Origin of the sequence: Pseudomonas sp. IT-P218 (genome assembly GCF_949767605.1) — a bacterium.
GTDB classification, from domain to species: Bacteria; Pseudomonadota; Gammaproteobacteria; order Pseudomonadales; family Pseudomonadaceae; genus Aquipseudomonas; species Aquipseudomonas putida_AE.
In genome coordinates, this window is record NZ_CATKQQ010000066.1 from 176,310 (window position 1) to 199,855 (window position 23,546).

25 protein-coding genes are annotated in these 23,546 nt (G+C 62.0%); 13 read left to right on the forward strand and 12 right to left on the reverse strand.

What is annotated here, in order from left to right:
* Positions 1 to 31 precede the first annotated feature (31 nt).
* From trmB to ACM6I6_RS25300, 4 genes are all read right to left on the reverse strand, one after another.
* Positions 32 to 757, reverse strand: coding sequence for a tRNA (guanosine(46)-N7)-methyltransferase TrmB (gene trmB, locus ACM6I6_RS25285; protein ID WP_274075660.1), 726 nt, complete (start codon positions 755 to 757; stop codon positions 32 to 34).
* A 9-nt stretch (positions 758 to 766) separates the two neighbouring features.
* Positions 767 to 1,561, reverse strand: coding sequence for a thiazole synthase (locus tag ACM6I6_RS25290; protein WP_323606625.1), 795 nt, complete (start codon positions 1,559 to 1,561; stop codon positions 767 to 769).
* Between the two features lie 60 nt (positions 1,562 to 1,621).
* Positions 1,622 to 1,822, reverse strand: a complete 201-nt coding sequence (gene thiS / locus ACM6I6_RS25295; RefSeq protein ID WP_046818722.1) for a sulfur carrier protein ThiS — start codon at positions 1,820 to 1,822, stop codon at positions 1,622 to 1,624.
* 71 nt (positions 1,823 to 1,893) lie between these two features.
* On the reverse strand, positions 1,894 to 2,274 hold the full coding sequence (locus ACM6I6_RS25300; protein WP_274075662.1) for a DUF423 domain-containing protein: 381 nt from the start codon (positions 2,272 to 2,274) through the stop codon (positions 1,894 to 1,896).
* 74 nt (positions 2,275 to 2,348) lie between these two features.
* Here ACM6I6_RS25300 and mtgA point away from each other — a divergent pair, with 74 nt between their 5' ends.
* The gene (gene mtgA, locus ACM6I6_RS25305) at positions 2,349 to 3,071 is read left to right on the forward strand and encodes a monofunctional biosynthetic peptidoglycan transglycosylase (RefSeq protein WP_274075663.1); all 723 of its coding nucleotides are present in this window, start codon (positions 2,349 to 2,351) and stop codon (positions 3,069 to 3,071) included.
* A 192-nt stretch (positions 3,072 to 3,263) separates the two neighbouring features.
* Here mtgA and rpoH read toward each other — a convergent pair whose 3' ends face one another.
* The 4 genes from rpoH to ftsY form a co-directional block, all read right to left on the reverse strand.
* Complete coding sequence (gene rpoH, locus ACM6I6_RS25310; RefSeq protein ID WP_008065085.1) at positions 3,264 to 4,118, reverse strand: RNA polymerase sigma factor RpoH; 855 nt, start codon at positions 4,116 to 4,118, stop codon at positions 3,264 to 3,266.
* 113 nt (positions 4,119 to 4,231) lie between these two features.
* On the reverse strand, positions 4,232 to 5,254 hold the full coding sequence (gene ftsX, locus ACM6I6_RS25315) for a permease-like cell division protein FtsX (RefSeq protein ID WP_274075664.1): 1,023 nt from the start codon (positions 5,252 to 5,254) through the stop codon (positions 4,232 to 4,234).
* Positions 5,251 to 5,922: a cell division ATP-binding protein FtsE gene (gene ftsE, locus ACM6I6_RS25320; RefSeq protein ID WP_008065082.1), complete on the reverse strand. Its 672-nt coding sequence runs from the start codon at positions 5,920 to 5,922 to the stop codon at positions 5,251 to 5,253. The genes ftsX and ftsE overlap by 4 nt, the downstream gene beginning before the upstream one ends.
* Positions 5,919 to 7,463 carry a signal recognition particle-docking protein FtsY gene (gene ftsY / locus ACM6I6_RS25325; RefSeq protein ID WP_414920867.1) on the reverse strand — a complete coding sequence of 515 codons (1,545 nt, stop codon included), beginning with the start codon at positions 7,461 to 7,463 and terminating at the stop codon, positions 5,919 to 5,921. Before ftsY ends, ftsE begins: the two co-directional genes overlap by 4 nt.
* Positions 7,464 to 7,807: 344 nt before the next feature.
* On the opposite strand from ftsY, the gene ACM6I6_RS25330 reads away from it, so the two are divergent.
* The 5 genes from ACM6I6_RS25330 (at position 7,808) to ACM6I6_RS25350 (ending at position 13,153) form a co-directional block, all read left to right on the forward strand.
* Entirely contained in the window at positions 7,808 to 9,163 is a 1,356-nt protein-coding gene (locus ACM6I6_RS25330; protein WP_274075666.1) for a M16 family metallopeptidase, read from the forward strand.
* The gene (locus tag ACM6I6_RS25335; RefSeq protein WP_274075667.1) at positions 9,156 to 10,646 is read left to right on the forward strand and encodes a M16 family metallopeptidase; all 1,491 of its coding nucleotides are present in this window, start codon (positions 9,156 to 9,158) and stop codon (positions 10,644 to 10,646) included. Before ACM6I6_RS25330 ends, ACM6I6_RS25335 begins: the two co-directional genes overlap by 8 nt.
* Positions 10,646 to 11,260 carry a 16S rRNA (guanine(966)-N(2))-methyltransferase RsmD gene (rsmD, locus tag ACM6I6_RS25340; protein WP_274075668.1) on the forward strand — a complete coding sequence of 205 codons (615 nt, stop codon included), beginning with the start codon at positions 10,646 to 10,648 and terminating at the stop codon, positions 11,258 to 11,260. Before ACM6I6_RS25335 ends, rsmD begins: the two co-directional genes overlap by 1 nt.
* Positions 11,261 to 11,323: 63 nt before the next feature.
* On the forward strand, positions 11,324 to 12,322 hold the full coding sequence (locus ACM6I6_RS25345) for a hydrolase (protein ID WP_323606630.1): 999 nt from the start codon (positions 11,324 to 11,326) through the stop codon (positions 12,320 to 12,322).
* A gap of 3 nt (positions 12,323 to 12,325) precedes the next feature.
* Positions 12,326 to 13,153, forward strand: a complete 828-nt coding sequence (locus ACM6I6_RS25350; RefSeq protein ID WP_414920868.1) for an AraC family ligand binding domain-containing protein — start codon at positions 12,326 to 12,328, stop codon at positions 13,151 to 13,153.
* A gap of 79 nt (positions 13,154 to 13,232) precedes the next feature.
* On the opposite strand, the gene ACM6I6_RS25355 is transcribed toward ACM6I6_RS25350, so the two are convergent.
* Positions 13,233 to 14,087, reverse strand: coding sequence for a sulfurtransferase (locus ACM6I6_RS25355; RefSeq protein ID WP_323606632.1), 855 nt, complete (start codon positions 14,085 to 14,087; stop codon positions 13,233 to 13,235).
* 47 nt (positions 14,088 to 14,134) lie between these two features.
* Positions 14,135 to 14,803 carry a TetR/AcrR family transcriptional regulator gene (locus tag ACM6I6_RS25360; RefSeq protein ID WP_274075672.1) on the reverse strand — a complete coding sequence of 223 codons (669 nt, stop codon included), beginning with the start codon at positions 14,801 to 14,803 and terminating at the stop codon, positions 14,135 to 14,137.
* A 147-nt stretch (positions 14,804 to 14,950) separates the two neighbouring features.
* Between ACM6I6_RS25360 and ACM6I6_RS25365 the strand changes: the two genes are divergently transcribed.
* The 5 genes from ACM6I6_RS25365 to ACM6I6_RS25385 all read left to right on the forward strand — a co-directional run bounded on the left by ACM6I6_RS25365 (position 14,951) and on the right by ACM6I6_RS25385 (position 19,670).
* Positions 14,951 to 16,381, forward strand: a complete 1,431-nt coding sequence (locus ACM6I6_RS25365) for a coniferyl aldehyde dehydrogenase (RefSeq protein WP_323606633.1) — start codon at positions 14,951 to 14,953, stop codon at positions 16,379 to 16,381.
* A gap of 28 nt (positions 16,382 to 16,409) precedes the next feature.
* Positions 16,410 to 16,955 (forward strand): twin-arginine translocation pathway signal protein, encoded by a 546-nt coding sequence (locus ACM6I6_RS25370; RefSeq protein WP_274075674.1) that lies wholly within the window; start codon positions 16,410 to 16,412, stop codon positions 16,953 to 16,955.
* 88 nt (positions 16,956 to 17,043) lie between these two features.
* Entirely contained in the window at positions 17,044 to 18,639 is a 1,596-nt protein-coding gene (locus tag ACM6I6_RS25375; RefSeq protein ID WP_414920869.1) for a GMC family oxidoreductase N-terminal domain-containing protein, read from the forward strand.
* 115 nt (positions 18,640 to 18,754) lie between these two features.
* On the forward strand, positions 18,755 to 19,234 hold the full coding sequence (gene coaD, locus ACM6I6_RS25380) for a pantetheine-phosphate adenylyltransferase (RefSeq protein WP_274075676.1): 480 nt from the start codon (positions 18,755 to 18,757) through the stop codon (positions 19,232 to 19,234).
* Between the two features lie 184 nt (positions 19,235 to 19,418).
* A complete protein-coding gene (locus ACM6I6_RS25385; protein WP_003195146.1) occupies positions 19,419 to 19,670 on the forward strand; it encodes a YfhL family 4Fe-4S dicluster ferredoxin in 252 nt (83 codons plus the stop codon).
* A 78-nt stretch (positions 19,671 to 19,748) separates the two neighbouring features.
* Here the strand turns inward: ACM6I6_RS25385 and mutM are convergent, their stop codons facing one another.
* Together mutM and ACM6I6_RS25395 are read right to left on the reverse strand one after the other, a co-directional pair.
* Positions 19,749 to 20,561 (reverse strand): bifunctional DNA-formamidopyrimidine glycosylase/DNA-(apurinic or apyrimidinic site) lyase, encoded by an 813-nt coding sequence (gene mutM / locus ACM6I6_RS25390; RefSeq protein ID WP_274075677.1) that lies wholly within the window; start codon positions 20,559 to 20,561, stop codon positions 19,749 to 19,751.
* Positions 20,562 to 20,603: 42 nt separating this feature from the next.
* A complete protein-coding gene (locus ACM6I6_RS25395) occupies positions 20,604 to 21,419 on the reverse strand; it encodes an HDOD domain-containing protein (protein WP_274075697.1) in 816 nt (271 codons plus the stop codon).
* Between the two features lie 207 nt (positions 21,420 to 21,626).
* On the opposite strand from ACM6I6_RS25395, the gene ACM6I6_RS25400 reads away from it, so the two are divergent.
* Positions 21,627 to 22,166, forward strand: a complete 540-nt coding sequence (locus ACM6I6_RS25400; RefSeq protein WP_274075678.1) for a type 1 glutamine amidotransferase domain-containing protein — start codon at positions 21,627 to 21,629, stop codon at positions 22,164 to 22,166.
* A gap of 162 nt (positions 22,167 to 22,328) precedes the next feature.
* Positions 22,329 to 23,525, forward strand: coding sequence for a class I SAM-dependent rRNA methyltransferase (locus tag ACM6I6_RS25405; RefSeq protein ID WP_046818366.1), 1,197 nt, complete (start codon positions 22,329 to 22,331; stop codon positions 23,523 to 23,525).
* Positions 23,526 to 23,546 lie beyond the last annotated feature (21 nt).

Consider the following 23,546-nt stretch of genomic DNA (forward strand, 5'->3'; position numbering starts at 1 on the left):
TGGGCAGGAGCGGGCGAGCCGCTCCTGAACATTAGGACTGTTTTTCGAACTTCAGGTCCCAAACGCCATGCCCAAGACGTTCGCCACGGCGTTCGAACTTGGTGATCGGCCGCTCGGCCGGGCGTGGTACACATTTTCCGTCTTCGGCCAGGTTGCGGTAACCCGGGGCCACGTTCATCACTTCCAGCATGTACTCGGCATACGGTTCCCAGTCGGTGGCCATGTGCAGGATACCGCCGACCTTCAGCTTGCTGCGCACCAGCTCGGCGAATGACGCCTGGACGATACGACGCTTGTGGTGACGGCTCTTGTGCCATGGGTCCGGGAAAAACAGCATCAGGCGGTCGAGGCTGTTATCGGCCACGCAGCGGTTGAGCACTTCAATGGCATCGCAATCGTAGACCCGCAGGTTGGTCAAACCCTGAGTCAGCACGCCATTGAGCAGCGCGCCGACACCCGGACGGTGAACCTCGACGCCGATGAAATCCTGATCCGGCGAAGCCGCGGCCATTTCCAGCAGCGAATGGCCCATGCCGAAGCCGATTTCCAGCGAGCGCGGTGCCGAGCGACCGAACACCTGGTCGAAGTCCACCGGCGCTTCGGCCAGGGGCAGCACGAACAGTGGCGCGCCCTGCTCCAGGCCGCGTTGCTGGCCTTCGGTCATGCGCCCGGCGCGCATCACGAAACTCTTGATGCGGCGGTGTTGGCGCTCGTCGCCTTCTTCCGTCTGGATTGGCGTGTCGTTCGATTCAGTCATCAATGGCTCTTACTTGATCAGACCATCCAGCGGCGAAGAGGCGCTGGCATAGAGTTTTTTCGGCATGCGGCCGGCGAGGTAGGCCAGGCGGCCTGCGACGATCGCGTGTTGCATGGCTTCGGCCATCATGATCGGCTGCTGGGCGTGGGCGATGGCCGAGTTCATCAGCACCGCATCACAGCCCAGTTCCATGGCGATGGTGGCGTCGGATGCGGTGCCGACACCGGCATCCACCAGCACCGGGATGTTCGCTTCTTCGAGGATGATCTGCAGGTTGTACGGGTTGCAGATCCCCAGGCCCGAACCGATAAGACCGGCCAGCGGCATCACTGCGATGCAGCCGATTTCCGCCAGTTGACGGGCAATGATCGGGTCATCGCTGGTGTAGACCATCACGTCGAAGCCTTCCTTTACCAGCAATTCAGCGGCCTTGAGGGTTTCGATCACGTTGGGGAACAGGGTTTTCTGGTCGGCCAGCACTTCCAGCTTCACCAGGTTGTGGCCATCGAGCAGCTCACGGGCCAGGCGGCAGGTGCGCACGGCCTCGATCGCGTCGTAGCAGCCGGCGGTGTTCGGCAGGAAGGTGTAGCGATCCGGCGAGAGGAAATCCAGCAGGTTCGGTTCGCCCGCGTTCTGGCCGAGGTTGGTACGGCGCACGGCGAAAGTGACGATCTCGGCACCCGAGGCCTCGATGGCCAGGCGGGTTTCTTCCATGTCACGGTACTTGCCGGTACCGACCAGCAAACGCGACTGGTAAGTACGACCGGCCAGGACGAAAGGCTTGTCGTTACGAACGATGCTCATGGGGAATCCTCTGTAGGGGTGAGGGTCTTGCAGAATTCTGTGGCCAATCGGCCGAGACTACTAGCCGCCGCCGATGGCGTGCACCACTTCGACGTTGTCGCCGTCGTTCAACGTGGTGCCTGCGTGCTGACTGCGCGGGACGATATCCAGATTGAGTTCGACCGCCACACGGCGTCCGGTCAAGTCCAGACGAGTCAGCAGGGCCGCAACGGTTTCACCGTCGGGCAGTTCAAAGGATTCGCCGTTCAACTGAATGCGCATGCGCAATGCCGCCATCATTTTTTGGGGCTGGCATTCTAGCCCGATCGTGACCTAAAGGTCAGCAACAAGCGTCAAGCGGTCAGCGGCAAGCGCCAGGCGGCAAGGCCCAGGCAGAGCCAGCCCGCCAGGAACGCCAGGCCGCCGAAGGGGGTGACGATGCCGAGCTTGCTGACACCCGTCAGCGTCAGCACGTACAGGCTGCCGGAGAAAAGCAGGATGCCGATGACAAAGGAAGCACCGGCCCAGGTGACCAGGCGACCGGGCATCTGCGTCGCCAGTAATGCCACGCCCAGCAATGCCAGGGTGTGCACCAGCTGATAGGTGACGCCGGTATGGAAAATCGCCAGGTATTCGGCACTCAGGCGGTTTTTCAGGCCGTGGGCGGCGAACGCGCCGAGACCGACTCCGGTGAAGCCGAAAAAAGCGGCCAGCATCAAAAAGCCACGCAGCATGAAGAACTCCAGTCAGTCTCGATCAACAGGGTCTGTATAATGGCCCGCTCAACGGGTTCGGCCAAGCCATCTCTATGCTGCGTATCTATTTCCGTCGTTTCATCAAGGCCGTGCTCTGGTTCATGGGCGTCAGCGTCGTGCTGGTGTTGATTTTTCGCGTGGTGCCACCGCCCGGGACCACGCTGATGGTCGAGCGCAAGATCGAATCCTGGATCGATGGCGAGCCCATCGACCTGCAACGCACCTGGAAACCCTGGGATGAAATCTCCGACGACCTGAAAGTCGCGGTGATTGCCGGTGAGGACCAGAAATTTCCCGAGCATTGGGGCTTTGACTTCGGCGCAATCCAGAAAGCACTGGCCCACAACGAGCTCGGCGGCACGATTCGTGGTGCCAGCACCCTGAGCCAGCAGGTGTCGAAGAACCTGTTCCTGTGGTCCGGCCGCAGCTGGCTGCGCAAAGGCCTGGAAGCCTGGTTTACCGGGTTGATCGAGGTGTTCTGGCCCAAACAGCGGATTCTTGAGGTGTACCTCAACAGCGTCGAGTGGGATGACGGTGTGTTTGGGGCAGAGGCGGCGGCCAGGCATCACTTCGGTGTCGGCGCCAAATCGTTGTCCCGGCAGCAGGCCAGCTTGCTGGCAGCGGTACTGCCCAACCCGCGGGTGTGGAGCGCCAGCCATCCGACCAATTACGTGGCGCGGCGCGCTGGCTGGATACGCCGGCAGATGAGCCAGCTCGGCGGGGACAGCTATCTGGTTGGCCTTAACGATTCGCGCAGGGCGCCTTGGTCCCAGTAACACTGCAAATCCCCTGTGGGAGCGGGCTTGCTCGCGAAAGCGGTGTATCAGACAGCATCTATGTCGACTGATACACCGCCTTCGCGAGCAAGCCCGCTCCCACATTGGTTTTGTGTCGTGAAGGAAATTTCGGGCACAAAAAAAACACCCCGATCAATGATCGGGGCGTTTTTTTTGTTGCCTTCGTGCAGGTTACGCGGCGATCGACAACTTGAGCTTATTCATCGCGCTCTTCTCGAGCTGACGAATACGCTCGGCCGATACGTTGTACTTTTGCGCCAGGTCGTGCAGCGTGGACTTTTCTTCTGCCAGCCAGCGCTGGTAGAGGATGTCGCGGCTGCGGTCGTCCAGCACTTCCAGCGCTTCGTGCAGGTTGTGGTTGGAGTTGTCGCTCCAGTCGGCATCTTCCAGTTGACGGGCCGGGTCGTACCGGTGGTCTTCCAGATAGTTGGCCGGCGACTGGAAAGCGCTGTCGTCGTCGGCTTCGGCCGCCGGGTCGAAGGCCATGTCGTGACCGGTCAGGCGACTTTCCATCTCGCGCACTTCCCGCGGCTCGACGCCGAGGCTTTCCGCCACACGGTGGACTTCCTCGTTGTTCAGCCAGGCCAGGCGTTTTTTCTGGCTGCGCAGGTTGAAGAACAGCTTGCGCTGGGCCTTGGTGGTCGCGACTTTCACGATGCGCCAGTTACGCAGGATGAATTCGTGGATTTCCGCCTTGATCCAGTGCACGGCAAAGGACACCAGGCGCACGCCCATTTCCGGGTTGAAGCGCTTCACGGCCTTCATCAGGCCGACGTTACCTTCCTGGATCAGGTCAGCCTGGGCCAGGCCGTAGCCGGAATAGCTACGGGCGATATGTACGACAAAACGCAGGTGGGCGAGCACCATCTGCCGAGCCGCCTCAAGATCCTGCTCATAATAGAGACTCTCGGCCAGTTCACGCTCCTGCTCCGGCGTCAGCAATGGAATGCTGTTGACGGTGTGCACATAGGCCTCCAGGTTCGCACCCGGGACCAGAGCATATGCAGGCTGCAAAGAATTGGTCATACGAAAAAACCTCCCACTTACATACTCGTGCCAATGGCACTGCGAAAATTGACCGGAAACCGAAAGACAAGTTCCCCTAAAAACTGCAAGGTCAATCACGCGCAAAAAAGATTCTACTTCGGCGCCAGCTCCCTGAGATGACGTGCGACTGCAATCCATGCACCGATATAACCCAACAGCACCGCGCCAAGCAAGAGAGACAGACCGTCGGCAACCGGTACGCCGGCCAGTGCGAAATCACTGCCATATAAACCGGCCAGCCCGACCACTGCATCGTTCAGCCAGTTCAGGCCGAACGCCAATACGCCCCAGGAAAGAATCCCCGCACCGAAACCGTAGAGCGCGCCCATATAAAGAAAGGGCCTGCGCACATAGCTGTCTGTGCCGCCTACGAGTTTAATCACTTCTATCTCTGTGCGGCGGTTTTCAATATGAAGACGAATGGTATTGCCTATCACCAAAAGTAATGCAGAAACCAGGAGCACGGTCAGACCGAAGACAAATCGGTCGCCCAGCTTGAGGATGGCTGCCAGACGCTCGACCCAGACTAGATCAAGCTGTGCCTGTTGTACCCTGGGCAGTTCGGAAAGTTTTTGTCTTAATGCTTCAAGGGTCGGCTTGTCGACCTCGGTCGGCGTCACCAGAACCACGCCAGGCAGCGGGTTTTCCGGGAGTTCCTTGAGCGCTTCACCCAGGCCGGACTGCTGCTGGAACTCTTCCAGCGCCTGATCGCGGCCGACGTATTCGGCATCTGCCACGCCTGGGATGCCTTTGATCTGTTCGCGCAGCGCCTCGCCGTCAGTCGGGCTGGCGTCGAGTTGCAGGTACAGGGAAATCTGCGCCGCGCGCTGCCATGAACCGCCCAGTCGCTCGACGTTACTTAGCAAAAGTGACAGCCCCATGGGCAAACTCAAGGCCACCGCCATTACCATGCAGGTGAAAAAGCTGCCGATGGGCTGCTTGCCCAGGCGGCGCAAGCTGTCCAGCAGGCTGGCACGATGGCTCTCGATCCAGGCGCGCAACAGCGTGGCGAAGTCCGGGCCGTCATCGTCGTCGTGTTTTTTCTTCTTCGGTTGCGGGTCGGCAGCCTTGGGGGCCACGCGCTCGGAAACCTTTGGACTGCGAGTCGCACTCATTCGCCGGCCTCCCCATCGCCGATCAATCGGCCGCGTTGCAACGTCAGCATGCGGTGGCGCATGCGCGCGATCAGCGCCAGGTCGTGGCTGGCGATCAGCACGCTGGTGCCCAGGCGATTGATGTCTTCGAACACACCCATGATTTCCGCCGCCAGGCGCGGGTCGAGGTTACCGGTCGGTTCGTCCGCCAGCAGCAGGGCCGGGCGGTGCACGATGGCGCGGGCAATGCCGACGCGCTGTTGCTGACCGGTGGACAGGTCGCCGGGATACAGGTCGGTCTTGTCCGACAGCGCCACGCGCTCCAGGGCCGAGTCCACGCGCTTGGCGATCTCAGCCTTGGACAAACCGAGGATCTGCAACGGCAGCGCGACGTTGTTGAACACCGTGCGATCGAACAGCAACTGGTGGTTCTGGAATACCACGCCGATCTGCCGACGCAGGAAGGGAATCTGTGCGTTGCTGATGGTGCTCAGGTCTTGCCCGGCCAGCAGCAGCTTGCCACTGGTCGGGCGCTCCATGGCCAGCAGCAGTCGCAGCAAAGTGCTCTTGCCGGCGCCGGAATGGCCTGTAACAAACAAAAACTCGCCGCGACGGACCCGAAAGCTCAGCTCATGCAAGCCGACGTGACCGTTCGGGTAGCGTTTACCGACCTGTTCGAAACGAATCATGAACGCTCCCGCTCGGCAAACAGTGCCTGGACAAAGGGTTCAGCTTCAAAAGTGCGCAGATCGTCGATGCCTTCACCAACGCCGATGTAGCGGATCGGCAGGCCAAACTGCTTGGCCAGGGCGAATATCACCCCGCCCTTGGCGGTGCCGTCGAGCTTGGTCAGCGCCAGGCCGGTCAGTTCGACGGTCTGGTTGAATTGCTTGGCCTGGTTGATGGCGTTCTGGCCGGTGCCGGCATCGAGTACCAGCAACACCTCGTGGGGTGCGTCGGCATCGAGCTTGCCGATCACCCGGCGAACCTTCTTCAGTTCTTCCATCAGGTTGTCTTTGGTGTGCAGGCGACCGGCGGTATCGGCGATCAGCACATCGATGCCACGGGCCTTGGCGGCCTGCACGGCGTCGAAGATCACCGAAGCCGAGTCGGCGCCGGTGTGCTGGGCGATGACCGGAATCTTGTTGCGTTCGCCCCAGACCTGCAGTTGCTCGACGGCGGCGGCGCGGAAGGTGTCGCCGGCGGCGAGCATGACTTTCTTGCCTTCCAGCTGCAGTTTTTTCGCCAGCTTGCCGATCGTGGTGGTTTTACCGGCGCCGTTGACGCCCACCACCAGGATCACGAACGGCTTGTTCTGCGAGGTGATTTTCAGCGGTTGCTCGACGGGCTTGAGCATGGCTGCCAGCTCGCCCTGCAAGGATTTGTACAACGCGTCGGCATCGGCCAGCTCCTTGCGTGCGACCTTCTGGGTCAGGCGCTGGATAATCACTGAAGTGGCTTCGACGCCAACGTCAGCGGTCAGCAGGCGGGTTTCAAGGTCATCGAGCAACTCGTCATCGATGGCTTTCCTGCCCAGGAACAGGCTGGCCATGCCTTCGCCGATGCTGGCGCTGGTCTTGGACAGGCCTTGCTTGAGGCGGGCGAAGAAACCGGCTTTGGTTTCCTCGGAGCGTACTGGCTCGGCTGGAACTTCGACTGGCGCTTCGACGGGGGCGGAGGCGACAGGCGTAATAACAGGTGCAGGTGCAGGTGCAGGTGCAGGTGCAGGTGCAGGTGCAGGTGCAGGTGCAGGCTCTGGCGCCTGGACAATCGGTACAACCGGCGGAACAAATACAGGGGCCGCAGGCGTTGGCGCAGCCTCGACCGCGGGCGCAACGACCGGCTCGATCACTGGCGCCCGAACCGGCTCCGGCGTCCACGCAGCGGGTGCCGGAATCGGCGGCGTCACATGCGGCGCCTGCTCGTCTTCGACCAGCGCCACCGGCTCTTCCGCCACCGGCAAGGTCAGCCAAGGCTCGGCGACCGGGGTCAGCGGCAGTTCGGCGACGATTTCAGGTGCAGGCTCGACAACCGGTTGCAGCACCGGCTCGGCGATCGGCAACACCACCGGCGCAGGTTCGGCGTCTATCAACGGCGCAGGCGTTGGCTCAGGAAGTGGCTGTGGCTGTTCGACGACGGGTTCCTGCGGCTTTTTGCGCAGCCATCCGAACAGGCTTTTCTTTTCACCAGCCGCAGCTGGGGTCTTCTTGTCGTCGTTGGAACCAAACATGGAGGACGGCTATCTCACGGTAGCGACGCGCCAACGGGCGCCCCGGCAAATAAAAATTCGATGCAGAACAGACTGCGATTGACCCAGCTTGTTCACGCGCAACATTTTGTCGAGGTGCTGATCGGCGCCTCAAGGAATCGGCTTCTCATAGGACTAAAGCAGCAATATCGGCGAAAACGCGGAATTCAGTTGATAAATATCCACCTTCCGTCGCAAACCCATTCAACCTGATCAAGCATAAAGGCCTGATAGGCGTGGCCGCCGCTAAAACGGATCAGTATCCTAGCACCCTCTCGCCCGCTGACGCTAAGACCAAGCGGGCAGCCCCAAAGGTTTAAAAACGAATGAATGCTCTAGCCCGCCGCGCCGCAGGCCTGCTGCTCAGCACAGTTTGCCTGCCCCTTTCGGCCCTGGCGGCCGACCCGCAACCGACCCACGAATTCACCCTCGACAACGGCTTGAAGGTCGTCGTGCGCGAAGACCATCGCGCACCGGTGGTGGTTTCCCAGGTCTGGTACAAGGTTGGCTCCAGCTACGAGACGCCAGGTCAGACCGGCCTGTCCCATGCCCTGGAACACATGATGTTCAAGGGCAGCGAGAAAGTCGGCCCCGGCGAAGCGTCGCTGATCCTGCGCGACCTCGGTGCCGAAGAGAACGCCTTCACCAGCGACGACTTCACTGCGTACTACCAGGTCCTGGCCCGCGACCGCCTGGGCGTGGCCTTCGAACTGGAAGCCGACCGCATGGCCAGCCTGCGCCTGCCGCCCGACGAGTTCGCCCGGGAAATCGAAGTCATTAAAGAAGAACGGCGCCTGCGCACCGACGACAAACCCATGTCCAAGGCCTACGAGCGCTTCAAGGCCATGGCCTACCCGGCCAGCGGCTATCACACGCCGACCATTGGCTGGATGGCGGACCTGGACCGGATGAAAGTCGAAGAGCTGCGCCACTGGTACCAATCCTGGTACGTGCCGAACAACGCCACGCTGGTGGTGGTCGGCGACGTGACGCCGGACGAGGTCAAGACCCTGGCCCAGCGCTACTTCGGCCCGATCGCCAAACGCGAGGTGCCGGCGGCGAAGATTCCGCTGGAGCTGGCCGAGCCCGGCGAACGCCAGATCACCCTGCACGTCAAGACCCAATTACCCAGCCTGATGCTGGCCTTCAACGTACCGAGCATCGCGACCGCCGAAGACAAACGCCTGGTCAACGCCTTGCGCCTGATCTCGGCGCTGCTCGATGGCGGCTACAGCGGACGCATCCCGACTCAACTGGAGCGCGGTGAAGAACTGCTGTCCGGCGGTTCGTCGAGCTACGACGCCTATACCCGTGGCGACAGCCTGTTCACCCTGTCGGCCACCCCCAACAGCCAGAAGAAAAAGACCATCGCCCAGGCCGAAGCCGGTTTGTGGAAGCTGCTTGAGCAACTGAAGACCACCGCGCCGACCAGCGAAGAACTGGAACGCGTACGGGCCCAGGTCATCGCCGGGCTGGTCTACGAGCGTGATTCCATCACCAGCCAGGCCACGGCCATCGGCCAGCTGGAAACCGTCGGCCTGTCGTGGAAACTGATGGACAGCGAGCTCGCCGACCTGGAAAGCGTGACTCCGCAAGATATCCAGAACGCCGCCAAGCTGTATTTCACCCGCGAACGTCTCAGCGTCGCCCATGTACTGCCAGAGGAGACGACTCATGAGTGAGCGTAAAAAACCGCGCCTGGCCCTGTTCGGCCTGATCGCCGTCGCCCTGATCGGGTCGGCCGCATTCTATTTTTCCAAGACCGACCAGACCAACGCCAGCGAGGCGCTGGACAAGGCCAAGGCCAGCCAGAAGCTGCAATCGCTGACCGAGCTCAACGGCAAGGCGCCGAGCCACCGCAAGCTCGACGTGCAAACCTGGAACACCGCCGAAGGCGCCAAGGTGCTGTTCGTTGAAGCCCGCGAACTGCCGATGTTCGACATGCGCCTGATCTTTGCCGCCGGCAGCAGCCAGGACGGCGACGCACCAGGCCTGGCGCTGCTGACCAATGCCATGCTCAACGAAGGCGTGGCCGGCAAGGATGTCAGCGTCATCGCCCAGGGTTTTGAAGGGCTGGGGGCCGATTTCGGCAACGGCGCCTACAAGGACATGGCGGTTGCCTCCCTGCGCAGCCTCAGTGCTGCAGACAAGCGTGAACCGGCGCTGAAGCTGTTCGCCGAAGTCGTCGGCAAACCGACCTTCCCCGCCGACTCGTTTACCCGCATCAAGAACCAGATGCTCGCGGGCTTCGAATACCAGAAACAGAACCCCGGCAAACTCGCCAGCCTTGAACTGATGAACCGCTTGTACGGCGATCATCCCTACGCGCACGCCAGCGATGGTACGGCGCAAACCGTTCCGGCCGTCACCCTCGCGCAATTGCGCGCGTTCCACCAGAAAGCCTATGCAGCGGGCAACGTGGTGATCGCGCTGGTCGGCGACCTGTCCCGCGCCGAAGCCGAAGCCATTGCCGCGCAGGTCAGCGCCGCCCTGCCCAAAGGTCCGGCCCTGCCGAAGATCGAGCAACCCGCCGAACCCAAGGCCAGCATCGGCCACATCGAGTTCCCGTCCAAGCAGACCAACCTGATGCTCGCGCAACTGGGCATCGACCGTGACGATCCGGATTTCGCGGCCCTGTCCATGGGCAACCAGATCCTCGGCGGTGGCGGTTTCGGTACCCGATTGATGAGCGAAGTACGCGAAAAACGTGGCCTGGCGTATGGTGTGTACTCGGGTTTCAGCCCGATGCAGGCACGCGGTCCGTTCATGATCAACCTGCAGACTCGCGCCGAAATGAGCGAAGGCACCCTGAAACTGGTGCAGGATGTGCTCGCCGACTACCTCAAGACCGGCCCGACCGAAAAAGAACTCGACGACGCCAAGCGCGAACTGGCCGGCAGCTTCCCGCTGTCCACCGCCAGCAACGCCGATATCGTCGGCCAGCTGGGCGCGATCGGCTTCTACAACTTGCCGCTCAGTCACCTGGAAGACTTCATGCAGCAGTCGCAGAACCTGACCGTCGAGCAGGTCAAGGCGGCCATGAACAAACACCTGAGCACGGATAAACTGGTCATCGTCAGCGCTGGCCCGACCGTGCCGCAAAAGCCGTTACCGGCCCCAACTGATAAACCCGCCGAGCAGCCGCTCGGGGTTCCGGAGCATTAATGGCCACTTCTCGTCCGAAAAAACCGGTCCACAACGTCCACAACGGCGTGAACCAGCTGCGCATCATCGGCGGCGAATGGCGCAGCCGCAAACTGAGCTTCCCTGACGCGCCGGGCCTGCGCCCGACGCCGGACCGGGTGCGTGAAACCCTGTTCAACTGGCTCGCACCCTACGTCCCGGGCGCCAAGGTGCTCGATCCGTTCACCGGCAGCGGCGCGCTGTTTCTCGAAGCCCTGTCCCGCGGCGCCGCCATGGGCCAGGCGCTGGATGCCAGCAGCCTTGCGGTGTCCAGCCTCAAGGAGCATCTGGGTACGCTGCGCTGCACCACCGGCCAGGTCCAGACCGCCGACGCCCTGCGCTATCTGGAAACCCAGCCAGCGGTCGCCTACGACCTGGTCTTCCTCGACCCGCCGTTCAACCAGAACCTGCTGCCCGCCGTCTGCGCGCTGCTCGAAGAGCGCCAGTGGCTGGCCGAAGATGCCTGGGTGTACACCGAAAGCGAAAGCGCGCCGTCGACCCTCGGCCTGCCAGGCAACTGGCGCCTGCACCGGGAGCAAAAATCCGGGCGGGTCTATTATTCGTTATGGCAACGTATGGCAGAGATCGCCGGTTAATCGACCGGCCTGAACAAGGCGCGCGCCTCAATGCAGGCGTGCGCCACTGCATCGAGACGAATCGTGTCCCATCCGCCAGATCGCTTCACCCCGGCCTTCGGCCTCGGCAATCCGCACTTGCAGACCTTGTGGGGTCCGCTGTGGCGCAAAACCACCCACCTCGAACGTGAACGTGAGCGCCTGTGGCTCGAAGATGGCGACTTCCTCGACCTCGACTGGCATGGCCCGCACAGTGCCGATGCGCCTTTGGTGCTGGTGTTGCACGGGCTGACCGGTTCGTCGAATTCGCCTTACGTCGCCGGGATACAAAAAGCCCTGGGTGACCAAGGCTGGGCCAGTGTCGCGCTGAACTGGCGCGGCTGCTCCGGCGAACCCAACCTGCTGCCGCGCAGCTACCATTCCGGCGCCAGTGAAGACCTGGCCGAAACCATCCGGCACCTGCGGGCCAAGCGTCCGCTCGCGCCGCTGTATGCCGTCGGGTATTCCCTGGGTGGCAATGTGCTGCTCAAGCACCTGGGCGAAACCGGCAGTGCCAGCGGCGTACGCGGTGCGGTGGCGGTGTCGGTGCCGTTTCGCCTGGACCAGTGCGCCGACCGCATCGGCCAGGGTTTCTCCAAGGTCTATCAGGCGCACTTCATGCGCGAGATGCTGGCCTACATCAAGAACAAGCAACGCCAGTTCCAGCACGACGGGCGCGAGGACGGCCTCGCGGCCCTCGCTGCGCTGGGCTCCCTGGAAAACATGCGCACGTTCTGGGATTTTGATGGCCGGGTGACCGCACCGCTCAACGGTTTTACTGACGCCGAGGATTATTATCGCCGCGCCTCGAGCCGCTACTTCCTCGGCGAGATCTGTACGCCAACCCTGATCATTCAGGCCGCCGATGACCCCTTCGTATTCCCCCATAGCCTGCCGCAAGCCGACGAGTTGTCGGCCTGCACGCAATTCGAATTGCAGGCCCGGGGCGGGCACGTCGGGTTCGTCGATGGCTCGTTCCGTCAACCGGGGTATTACCTGGAACGGCGTATCCCCCAATGGCTGGCCAGCATGGGTCGCGAGTAGGCCATGGGCATTGCGCAGGGCGAGTCCATCCACTTCTGGCAAACGGCGCCGTTGGCCGGGATCGAGCTGTTGTCGGCCCGCTACATCGAGCAGCGCTTCGCCCCCCATGTACATGACGGCTATGTGATCGGCATGATCATGGCCGGCGCCCAGCGTTACCGTTATCGCGGCGCCGAACACCTGGCGGGCAGCGGCACCCTGGTGCTGATCAACCCCGATGAACTGCACACAGGCCACAAGGGCACGGAAGACGGCTGGTTATACCGGGCGTTTTACCCGGACAGCGGGCAGATGCTGTCGCTGCTGGCCGAACTCGAATTGCCCACCCACCAGCTGCCGGCGTTCGGCGCCACCTTGTACCGCGATCCGGATCTGGTGAACGGCTTCTGCCAATTGCATCGCTTGCTGGAAAGCCCGGCCACCGCACTGCAACAACAGACGGCTTGGCGAGAACTGGTGCTGTCACTGCTGCAGCGTCACGCAGCGGTTCCTGATGCTGGCAAACCGGGCAAGGAACACCGGGCGGTGACATTGGCCAAGGACCTGCTGCACGCGCAATTGGCGGCGCCGCCCTCGCTTGAAGAACTGGCAGCGGCGGTGAACCTGTCGCCCTTCCACTTCGCCCGGGTGTTCCGCCGCGCCACCGGCATGCCGCCGCACACCTGGTTGATGCAACAGCGCATCGCTAGGGCGCGGGGGTTATTGCAGGGTGGTTGCTTGCCTCTGGAAGTGGCGACGCAACTGGGGTTCGCCGACCAGAGTCATCTGAGTCGGCAGTTCAAGCAGGTGTATGGGGTGGGGCCTGGGGCGTATCGCAACGCGCGCCTTTAAAAGATCGCAGCCTGCGGCAGCTCCTACAGGTCGACGCAAACCCATGTAGGAGCTGCCGCAGGCTGCGATCTTTTGATCTTCATTCGCCAGTGGCGATCCCGCGAGCAGGATCATTGATCCACTCGCTCCACGACCCGGCATACAGCGCCGCCAACGGATAACCCGCCAGGCACAACGCGAACAGGTTATGGCACGCCGTCACGCCGGACCCGCAGTACGCCACCAGATCGGCCGGCGAGCGATCACCCAGCTTCGCGGCAAAACGCTGCTTGAGCTGCTCGGCTGGCAGGAACCGCCCGTCGCTGCCCAGGTTGTCGGTGAAGGCCGCACATTGCGCACCGGGGATGTGCCCGGCAATCGGATCGATCGGTTCGACTTCGCCCTTGAAGCGCGGCAAGGCGCGGGCATCGAGCAGGGTCAGTTCGGGTCGGGCCAGACGCTTGTGCAACTGCTCGGCGCTGAGGACCAACGCGTTGTCCGGTTTCCCGGTAAAGGTGCCACGGCTGTTCGACGCAGGATCGAGGCTCAGGGGCAGCCCCGCCGCGTGCCAGGCCTTGAGGCCGCCATCGAGGATGAACACCCCGTCACGCTTGCCCAGCCAGGCCAGCAGCCACCAGGCCCGCGCCGCGAAAGCACCCGGGCCATCGTCGTACAAGACCACTTCGCTGTCGGCGTTGATGCCCCAGGCTTGCAGGCGCTCGATCAGGTCCGCCGGCTCGGGCAATGGATGACGCCCGGTCACACCCTTGACCACTTTTCCACTCAGATCACGTTCAAGATCGGCAAAAGCCGACCCGCCGATGTGCCCTTGCGCATAGCTGCGCTGGCCATAATCCAGGTCTTCGAGGGCAAAACGACAATCCAGAATCACCAACCCCGGCTGGTCCTTTTTCAGGTCCAGTGCTTGCGGGCTGATCAGTTGCGCAATGGGCATAACGGGCTCCTGTGATGGGCGATTTCGATCGTGCGGCAGGCTTTATTTCATACTTCTTCCAGCGCCTGGGCCAGCGGCACGTAAAACTCTTCAAACAGCGCAGCGACCGCATCACGCGCCTGGTCCGTGACGAACCCGGCCTCCAGCACCAGCACCTGGTAGACGCCGCGCTTGATGGCCTGCTCGCTGAGGTGGCTGGAGTTTTCCCGCGTGGTGCACAAAAAACGTACCCAGGAGGTGAGGATGATCCAGGCATTGATCGTCAGGGACTCGATCTGTACCCGATCCATCTTGAGGATGCCGGCGGCGACAAAACCTTCGTAGATGGCAGCGCCCTGAATCACGCAGCGCTGGGAAAAACGCCGGTAGCGGGCGGCCAGTTCCGGGTCACTGTCGAGCAGGTGCTCCAGGTCCCTGTGCAGGAACCGGTAGCGCCACATGGCCGACAACAGCTCCTTGAGGTAGAAACGCTTGTCTTCCACCGTGGCAGCGCGCCCATGTGGCGGACGCAGGAAACTGTCCACCAGGCTCTCATACTCACTGAACAGCACGGCGATGATCGCCTGCTTGTTAGGGAAGTGGTAGTACAGGTTGCCCGGAGAAATCTCCATATGGGCGGCGATGTGGTTGGTGCTGATGCTGCGCTCGCCCTGCTGGTTGAACAGCTCCAGGCTGTTCTGCACGATGCGCTCGCTGGTTTTGATCCGTGGGGCCATGGCTTGAGCTTAAATTCAGAGTGCGTTGAGGGGCATCTTACGGCCTATCCGCCAGCGGATAAAACAAAGCGATGCCGAGGAGAGCATTTGACTTTTTAGAGTATAGACTCTAAAAATGCCCTCATTACAATAAATCCGGAGCCGACCATGACTGCTGACATTTCCTACCTGCAAAATCTCCAGCAGCCTCTGGACGAGCTCCAGGCCCTGTTCGACGCACAGCGCGCGGCCTATGCCGGCAACCCGATGCCACCCGCGGCCCAGCGCCAGCAATGGCTCAAGGCACTACGGGATTTGCTGAACACCGAACGTCAGGCCCTGATCGATGCGATCAGCCAGGATTTCAGCCACCGCAGCGCCGATGAAACCCTGCTCGCCGAACTGATGCCCAGCCTGCACGGCATCCATTACGCCAGCCGCCACCTCAAGGGCTGGATGCGCGAGTCGCGGCGCAAGGTCGGTGTCGCCTTTCAGCCGGCCTCGGCGAAGGTGGTCTACCAGCCACTGGGTGTGGTCGGGGTGATCGTGCCGTGGAACTATCCGCTGTACCTGGCCATCGGGCCCTTGGTCGGTGCGTTGTCGGCGGGTAACCGGGTGATGCTCAAGCTCAGCGAATCGACCCCGGCCACCGGCTTGCTGCTCAAGGCATTGTTCGCGCGGATCTTCCCCGAAGACCTGGTGTGCGTGGTGCTGGGCGAAGCCGATATCGGCGTGGCGTTTTCGCGCCTGCCTTTCGATCACCTGCTGTTCACAGGCGCCACCAGCATCGGCAAGCACGTGATGCGCGCGGCGGCGGAAAACCTGACGCCGGTCACGCTGGAACTGGGCGGCAAGTCCCCGGCCATCGTTTCCAAGGACGTACCGCTCAAGGATGCCGCCGAACGCATCGCGTTCGGCAAGACCCTCAATGCCGGCCAGACCTGCGTGGCCCCGGATTACGTGCTGGTGCCGGAAGATCGCGTCGACGCTTTCGTGGAGGCCTACCGGCAGGCGGTCCGCGGCTTTTATCCGACCCTCGCCGACAACCCGGACTACACCGCGATCATCAATGACCGACAACTGGCGCGACTCAACGGCTACGTCAGCGACGCCACCGACAAAGGTGCGCAGCTGATCCCGTTGTTCGATCAAGGCCAGGGCCGGCGCATGGGGCATAGCCTGCTGCTCAACGTCAGCGACGACATGACGGTGATGCAGGACGAGATCTTCGGCCCGCTGTTGCCGATCGTGCCGTACAAGCATCTGGACCAGGCGTTTGCCTACATCAACCAGCGCCCTCGCCCACTGGCGCTGTACTACTTCGGCTACGACAAGCGCGAACAGAACCGCGTGCTCAACGAGACCCACTCCGGCGGTGTATGCCTCAACGACACCCTGCTGCACGTGGCCCAGGATGACATGCCGTTCGGCGGCATTGGCGCTTCAGGCATGGGCCACTACCACGGCCACGAAGGTTTCCTGACCTTCAGCAAGGCCAAGGGCGTACTGATCAAGCAACGCTTCAACGCGGCGAAGCTGATCTACCCGCCCTACGGCAAATCCATTCAGAAACTGATCCAGAAGCTGTTTATCCGCTAACGATGGTCACCCTCGGGTAATAACAAGAATGCACCCAAGCCTGTCCGATACCCCCGCGCTGTCACGGCGCGGCCTGCTCAAATTCAGCCTCGGCGCCAGCGCCTTTCTTGCCACTGCCGGGTTGGGGGCCAGTCTGAGTGGCTGCTCATCGAGTTCGCCTGCCAGTGGTTTCGCGGCACTGCGCAGTGGCGACCTGGCGTTTCTGCGCGCCCTTGTCCCGGTGCTGCTTGAAGGCGCCGTGGCTGCCCAGCAGATGCCCGGCGCCGTCGAGGGCACCCTGAAAAGCCTCGATTACAACCTCGATCACCTGTCGCCGGAAATGCTCAAGCTCACCCGACAATTGTTCGACGTGCTGGGCATGGCCGTCACCCGCGGACCGCTGACCGGGATCTGGGGCAGTTGGGAAAACGCCGCTGCCGAGGATATACGGCACTTCCTCGATCGCTGGGAAAACAGCTCGTTGAGCCTGCTGCGCATGGGCCACAGTTCATTGGTGCAACTGGTGATGATGGCCTGGTATGGGCGCAAGGAATCGTGGGCACATTGCGGGTATCCGGGGCCACCGACGGTTTGAACCGGGTCGCCCCCTTCGCGAGCAAGCCCGCGATGGCGTCAGCCGCCTCACCACCGCATCCAAACCATAACAATTAGAGAACTTTAAGATGCCCGTACCCGACCCGTTCCGCGAAGGCATGGCCCGTGGCTGGAAAACCCACAACGGCGCCCAATTGACCCAGGACCTGACCCTCGAAGCGGATGTAGCGATCATCGGCAGCGGTGCCGGCGGCGGGACCACGGCCGAAATCCTCAGCACCGCCGGTTACAAGGTGCTGCTGATCGAGGAAGGCCCGCTCAAGACCAGCAGCGACTTCAAACTGCTCGAAGACCAGGCCTACGCCAGCCTCTATCAGGAAGGCATCGGCCGCATGAGCAAGGATGGCGCGATCACCATCCTCCAGGGCCGGGCGGTGGGCGGCACTACGCTGATCAACTGGACTTCGAGCTTTCGAACACCAGAACCCACGCTCGAACACTGGGCTAAAGAACACAATGTGAAGGGGCACTCCCCCGCTGAAATGGCGCCCTGGTTCGAAAAAATGGAACAGCGCCTGGGCGTCGCTCCATGGATGGTGCCGCCCAATGCCAACAACGACGTGATCCGCAAGGGCTGCGAGAAGCTCGGATATAGCTGGCATGTCATCCCACGCAATGTGCGCGGCTGCTGGAACCTCGGCTATTGCGGTATGGGCTGCCCGACCAACGCCAAGCAATCGATGATGGTCACGACCATTCCGGCCACCCTGGAAAACGGCGGCGAGCTGCTCTACCTGGCCCGCGCCGAAAAGCTCCTGATCAGCGGTGACAAGGTCACCGGCCTGCAATGCGTGGCAATGGACGAGCGTTGCGTCGAGCCCACCGGTCGCAAGATCATGGTCAAGGCGCGGCATTACGTGCTGGCGGGCGGCGGGATCAACAGCCCGGCATTGCTGCTGCGCTCCGGGGCACCCGACCCGCACCATCGCGTGGGCAAGCGCACCTTCCTGCACCCGGTGAACATGTCCGCCGCGTTGTTCGACGAAGTGGTCAACCCCTTCTATGGCGCGCCGCAGTCGATCTACTCCGACCATTTCCAATGGCAGGACGGCACCACCGGCAAAATGGCCTACAAACTGGAGGTTCCACCGCTGCACCCGGCATTGGCGACCACGCTGCTGGGCGGTTTCGGCCAGGAAAACGCGCAACACATGGCCAATCTGCCGCATACCCACGCCATGCTCGCGCTGCTGCGCGACGGTTTTCACCCCGACAGCCAGGGCGGCACTGTGCAGTTGCGCGGCGACGACACCCCCGTGCTCGATTATCAGGTGTCTGCCTATGCCTGGGACGGATTGCGCCGGGCCTTCCACAGCATGGCCGAAATCCAGTTTGCTGGCGGTGCCAGGGCCGTGATGCCGATGCACGCCGACGCGCGTTATGTGAACACCCTCGCCGAAGCCCGCACCCTGATCGACAGCCTGAGCCTGGAGTTGTATCGCACGCGGCTGGGCAGTGCGCATGTGATGGGCGGCTGCGCGATGGGCGAAGAGCCGAAAAATGCCGTCACCGACAGCCTCGGCCGGCATCATCAACTGGCCAATCTGTCGATTCATGACGGCTCGCTCTTCCCCACCAGTATTGGCGCAAACCCGCAGTTGTCGGTCTATGGGCTGACGGCGCAGCTGGCGACTTCCCTGGCCGAGCGTTTAAAAAACCCATGAAAAATACGATTATTCTGATCGTCTATAGTGCGTTCTTACCCAAAAGGCGACTTGGCCGACCGGTTAGGCTGCGATACCATCCGAGTCCCCAACGCACTCCCGCCAGGACGACGCGATGAACCGAGTGTTGTACCCAGGTACCTTCGACCCTATTACCAAGGGCCATGGCGATCTGGTCGAACGCGCCTCGCGCCTGTTCGATCACGTGATCATTGCTGTCGCCGCCAGCCCGAAGAAAAACCCGTTGTTCCCCATGGAACAGCGTGTGGAACTGGCTCGCGAGGTCACCAAACATCTGCCGAACGTAGAAGTCGTCGGCTTCTCGACGCTGCTGGCGCACTTTGCCAAAGAGCAGAATGCCAACGTGTTCCTGCGTGGTTTGCGCGCCGTGTCGGACTTCGAATACGAGTTCCAGTTGGCCAACATGAACCGCCAGCTGGCCCCGGATGTGGAAAGCCTGTTTCTTACCCCGTCCGAGCGTTATTCGTTCATTTCTTCGACCTTGGTCCGTGAAATTGCAGCCCTGGGCGGCGATATCACCAAGTTCGTGCACCCGGTGGTGGCGGACGCCCTGACCCAACGCTTCAAGAAGTAATACCCGGACTGTAGGAGCCGGCTTGCTGGCGATCAATGCAACGCGGTGTACCCTGACACACCGCCATCGCCAGCAAGCCGGCTCCTGCAGAACGTCGCGCCCGCGTGCATAGCGGTCACCAATGCGGCACAATTACGCGCATTGATTTATTGCGCCCGGGCCTGCCGCCCCGGCTGGAGTTAGCATGTCCCTGATCATCACCGACGATTGCATCAACTGCGACGTCTGCGAACCCGAGTGCCCCAACGCCGCCATTTCCCAGGGCGAAGAAATCTACGTGATCGACCCGAACCTGTGCACCCAGTGCGTCGGCCACTACGACGAACCGCAGTGCCAGCAGGTCTGCCCGGTGGATTGCATTCCGCTGGACGAAGCCCATCCGGAGACTGAAGAGCAGTTGATGGAGAAGTACCGCAAGATTACCGGCAAGGCTTGAAAGATCGCAGCCTGCGGCAGCTCCTACAGAGATCGCATTCCCCTGTAGGAGCTGCCGAAGGCTGCGATCTTTTGCTTTTCAGGTCTGACAGCGCGGGCAAAACACGCTGGCGCGCTGCCCGAGTTTCACCTCACGCAACTGCGTACCACAGACCTTGCAGTGCTCGGCACCACGGCCGTACACGAACAGCTCCTGCTGGAAGTAGCCCGGCTGCCCGTCTCCGCCGATAAAGTCGCGCAGCGTGGTGCCGCCACGCTCGATGGCGGCTGCCAGAATGCGCTTGATCTCGATCGCCAGCTTCAGGTATCGCGCCCGGGAAATGCTCCCGGCTTCGCGACGCGGGTCGATACCGGCGGCGAACAACGCTTCGGTCGCATAGATATTGCCGACGCCGACCACCACCGCGTTGTCCATGATGAACGGCTTGACCGCCATCGAGCGCCCGCGGGACAGCTGGAACAGCCGCTCGCCGTCGAACAGGTCGGTCAGCGGCTCCGGCCCCAGGCGAATCAGCAGCTCATGATTGAGCGGATCGAGGCTCCACAGCATTGCACCGAACCGCCGCGGGTCGGTGTAGCGCAAGGCCAGGCCCGATTCCAGCTCGATATCCACATGCTCATGCTTGGCGGCCGGCAGGCCGGCTTCCACCAGGCGCAAATTCCCCGACATGCCCAAATGGCTGATCAAGGTGCCGACCTCGGCATTGATCAACAGGTACTTGGCGCGCCGCTCCACCAACACGATGCGCTGGCCCGACAGACGCACATCGAGGTCTTCGGGAATCGGCCAGCGCAGGCGCCGATCACGCACGATCACCCGGCTGACGCGCTGGCCTTCCAGGTGCGGCGCAATCCCGCGGCGGGTGGTTTCGACTTCTGGCAGTTCAGGCATGGGGCTCTCGAATCAGGCGCTCGGTGAGAAGAGATTCGCCACTCAGCGGTGAGCGCCGAGGTCGCGAATCGTCTGCTTGAGGGTTTCGAAATCGTAATCCGAGAGGCCGACGTAATCGAGCACCAAATGACCGATGCTGTTCCACTCGTGGTCTTCGGGCTGGTTGCCCAGCACCCGGTAAGACGCACAAATATGCTCGGCCATTTTCAGGATCGCCAACAGGTTTTTCAGGGCACTGTTTCGCGATGACTCATCGCTGAATATCGCCAGGGCATTGTGATGATTGGCGATCGCGGCAGACACGTGATCCGGCAGGCGCCAGGACTTGGCCGTGTAGTACCCGACCACGGCGTGGTTGGTGTTGAACGCCTGGTTCTCGGTGTCCACCACCCGGCAATCGGGACCGGCGTTGGCATAGGCCTGTTCCAGCACGCTCATGTAGTTGGGGAACCGCTGCAGCATCAGCGGCACGCCGCAGTCGTGGAACAACCCCAGGGCATAGGCTTCATCGCCGGCCTGGGCGCCAATGCGCTTGGCCAGGGTCAGGCAGGTCATCGCCACGTCCTGGGCGGTGTCCCAGAACCGGTTCAGGGTGACGATGGTGTCGTCGTTCATCTCGCCCTTGATCGACTGCGCGTTGATCAGGTTGATGATCGAACGGCTGCCCAGCAGATTCACCGCGCGCTGGATCGAAGCGATCTTGTTGCTCAGGCCGTAATACGGCGAGTTGACGATTTTCAGCAGGGAGCCAGAGAGCCCCGGGTCCTGGGAAATCAGCTTCGCGATCACTTCCAGATCCGGGTCGGGCATGTACTGCTCCATCTGCAGATCCACCATGATCTGCGGTTGGGCCGGCACACTGATGCCTTGCAGGGATTGCTGGATTTGTTCGGGCGTCAGCTCTTGGGACATAAGTACACACTCTGGGACAGGCGCAGATTCTAACCTTTATGACATTGGATCCGACATACCAGCGAGCACATCGCCGGAACTTTCATTCCAGACCTGGCTTCGGACTTTGTAACGCTCACGGGCGAATCATTCTCTCAAGTCAGGAGCTTTTTCATGTCCAATTCCCTGAATGGCAAACGCGTCGCGATACTGGTGACCAATGGGTTCGAGCAGGTCGAACTGACCGGGCCGAAAGAAGCGCTGGAGCAGGCCGGCGCCCAGGTCGACATACTTTCCGCGAAGGAAGGCCAGGTCAAAGGCTGGAACCACGATAAACCGGCGGACGACTTCAAGGTCGACCGGACATTCCGCTCGGCCAGCATCGAAGAATACGACGCCGTGGTCCTGCCGGGCGGCGTGCAGAATTCCGACACCATCCGCATCGACCAAGATGCCCAGCACCTGGTCAAGATGGGCACCTCTGCCGGCAAGCCGATCGCGGTCATCTGCCATGGCGGCTGGCTGCTGGTTTCAGCCGGGCTGGTCAATGGCAAGACCATGACCAGCTACAAGACGCTCAAGGACGACCTGGTGAATGCCGGTGCCCACTGGGTCGACAAGGAAGTGGTCACCGACGGGACACTGATCAGCAGCCGCCAGCCGGATGACATTCCGGCGTTCAATCGTGAGTTGATTCAGTTGTTGTCGGCGTAGTACCCAAAACCGCTATCGCGAGCAAGCTCGCTCCCACAGGGCAACGTATTCCCCTGTGGGAGCGGGCTTGCTCGCGAAGAGGCCATCAGCGTTTCATCGCCCATAGAACCCGCCACAAGCTTCAACACGCTATACTCCCGCTCTTTTTTCCGGAGCGACGTCATGTCCCTGCCTAGCCTGCGCCTCAAAGCCAACGCCGACCGCCGTCTGCGCAACGGTCATTTGTGGGTCTACAGCAACGAAATCGATGTAGCCGCGACCCCTTTGCACGGTTTCAAGGCCGGCGACCAGGCGATCCTCGAAGCCGCCGGCGGCAAGCCGCTGGGCATCGTCGCCATGAGCCCGAACAACCTGATCTGCGCGCGCCTGCTGTCGCGCGATATCAAGCTGCCGCTCGACAAATCGCTGCTGGTGCATCGCCTCAACGTGGCCCTGTCCCTGCGCGAGCGGCTGTTCGACAAGCCGTTCTATCGCCTGGTCTACGGCGACTCCGACCTGCTGCCAGGCCTGGTGGTCGACCGTTTCGGCGACATCCTGGTGGTGCAGATCGCCTCGGCGACCATGGAAGCCCACAAAGACGACGTGATCGCGGCACTGACCCAGGTGCTCAAGCCAAGCGGCATCCTGTTCAAGAACGACTCCGCCGCCCGTGACGCCGAAGGCCTCACCCGCTACGTCGAAACCGTCTTCGGCCTGGTGCCGGAGTGGGTCGCGCTGGAAGAGAACGGCGTGAAATTCGAAGCGCCGGTCATCCAGGGCCAGAAAACCGGCTGGTTCTACGACCACCGCATGAACCGCGCACGCCTGGCACCCTACGCCAAGGGCAAGCGCGTACTCGACCTGTACAGCTACATCGGCGGCTGGGGCGTGCAAGCGGCCGCGTTCGGCGCCAGTGAAGTGTTCTGCGTCGATGCCTCGGCCTTCGCCCTCGACGGCGTCGAGCGCAACGCCGCACTGAACGGTTTCGCCGAAAAAATGACCTGCATCGAAGGCGACGTTTTCGAAGCCCTGAAAGAACTCAAAGCCAGCGAAGAGCGCTTCGACGTGATCGTGGCCGACCCGCCCGCGTTCATCAAACGCAAGAAAGACATGAAAAACGGCGAAGGCGCCTACCGCCGCCTGAACGAGCAAGCCATGCGCCTGCTCACCAAGGACGGCATCCTGTTCAGTGCATCGTGCTCGATGCACCTGCCCGAAGACGACCTGCAGAACATCCTGCTGACCAGCGCCCGCCACCTGGATCGCAATATCCAGATGCTCGAACGCGGCGGCCAGGGCCCGGATCATCCGGTGCACCCGGCGATTGCCGAGACGCGTTACATCAAGAGCATCACCTGCCGGTTGCTGCCAAACAGCTAAAACCGCAATCCACTGTAGGAG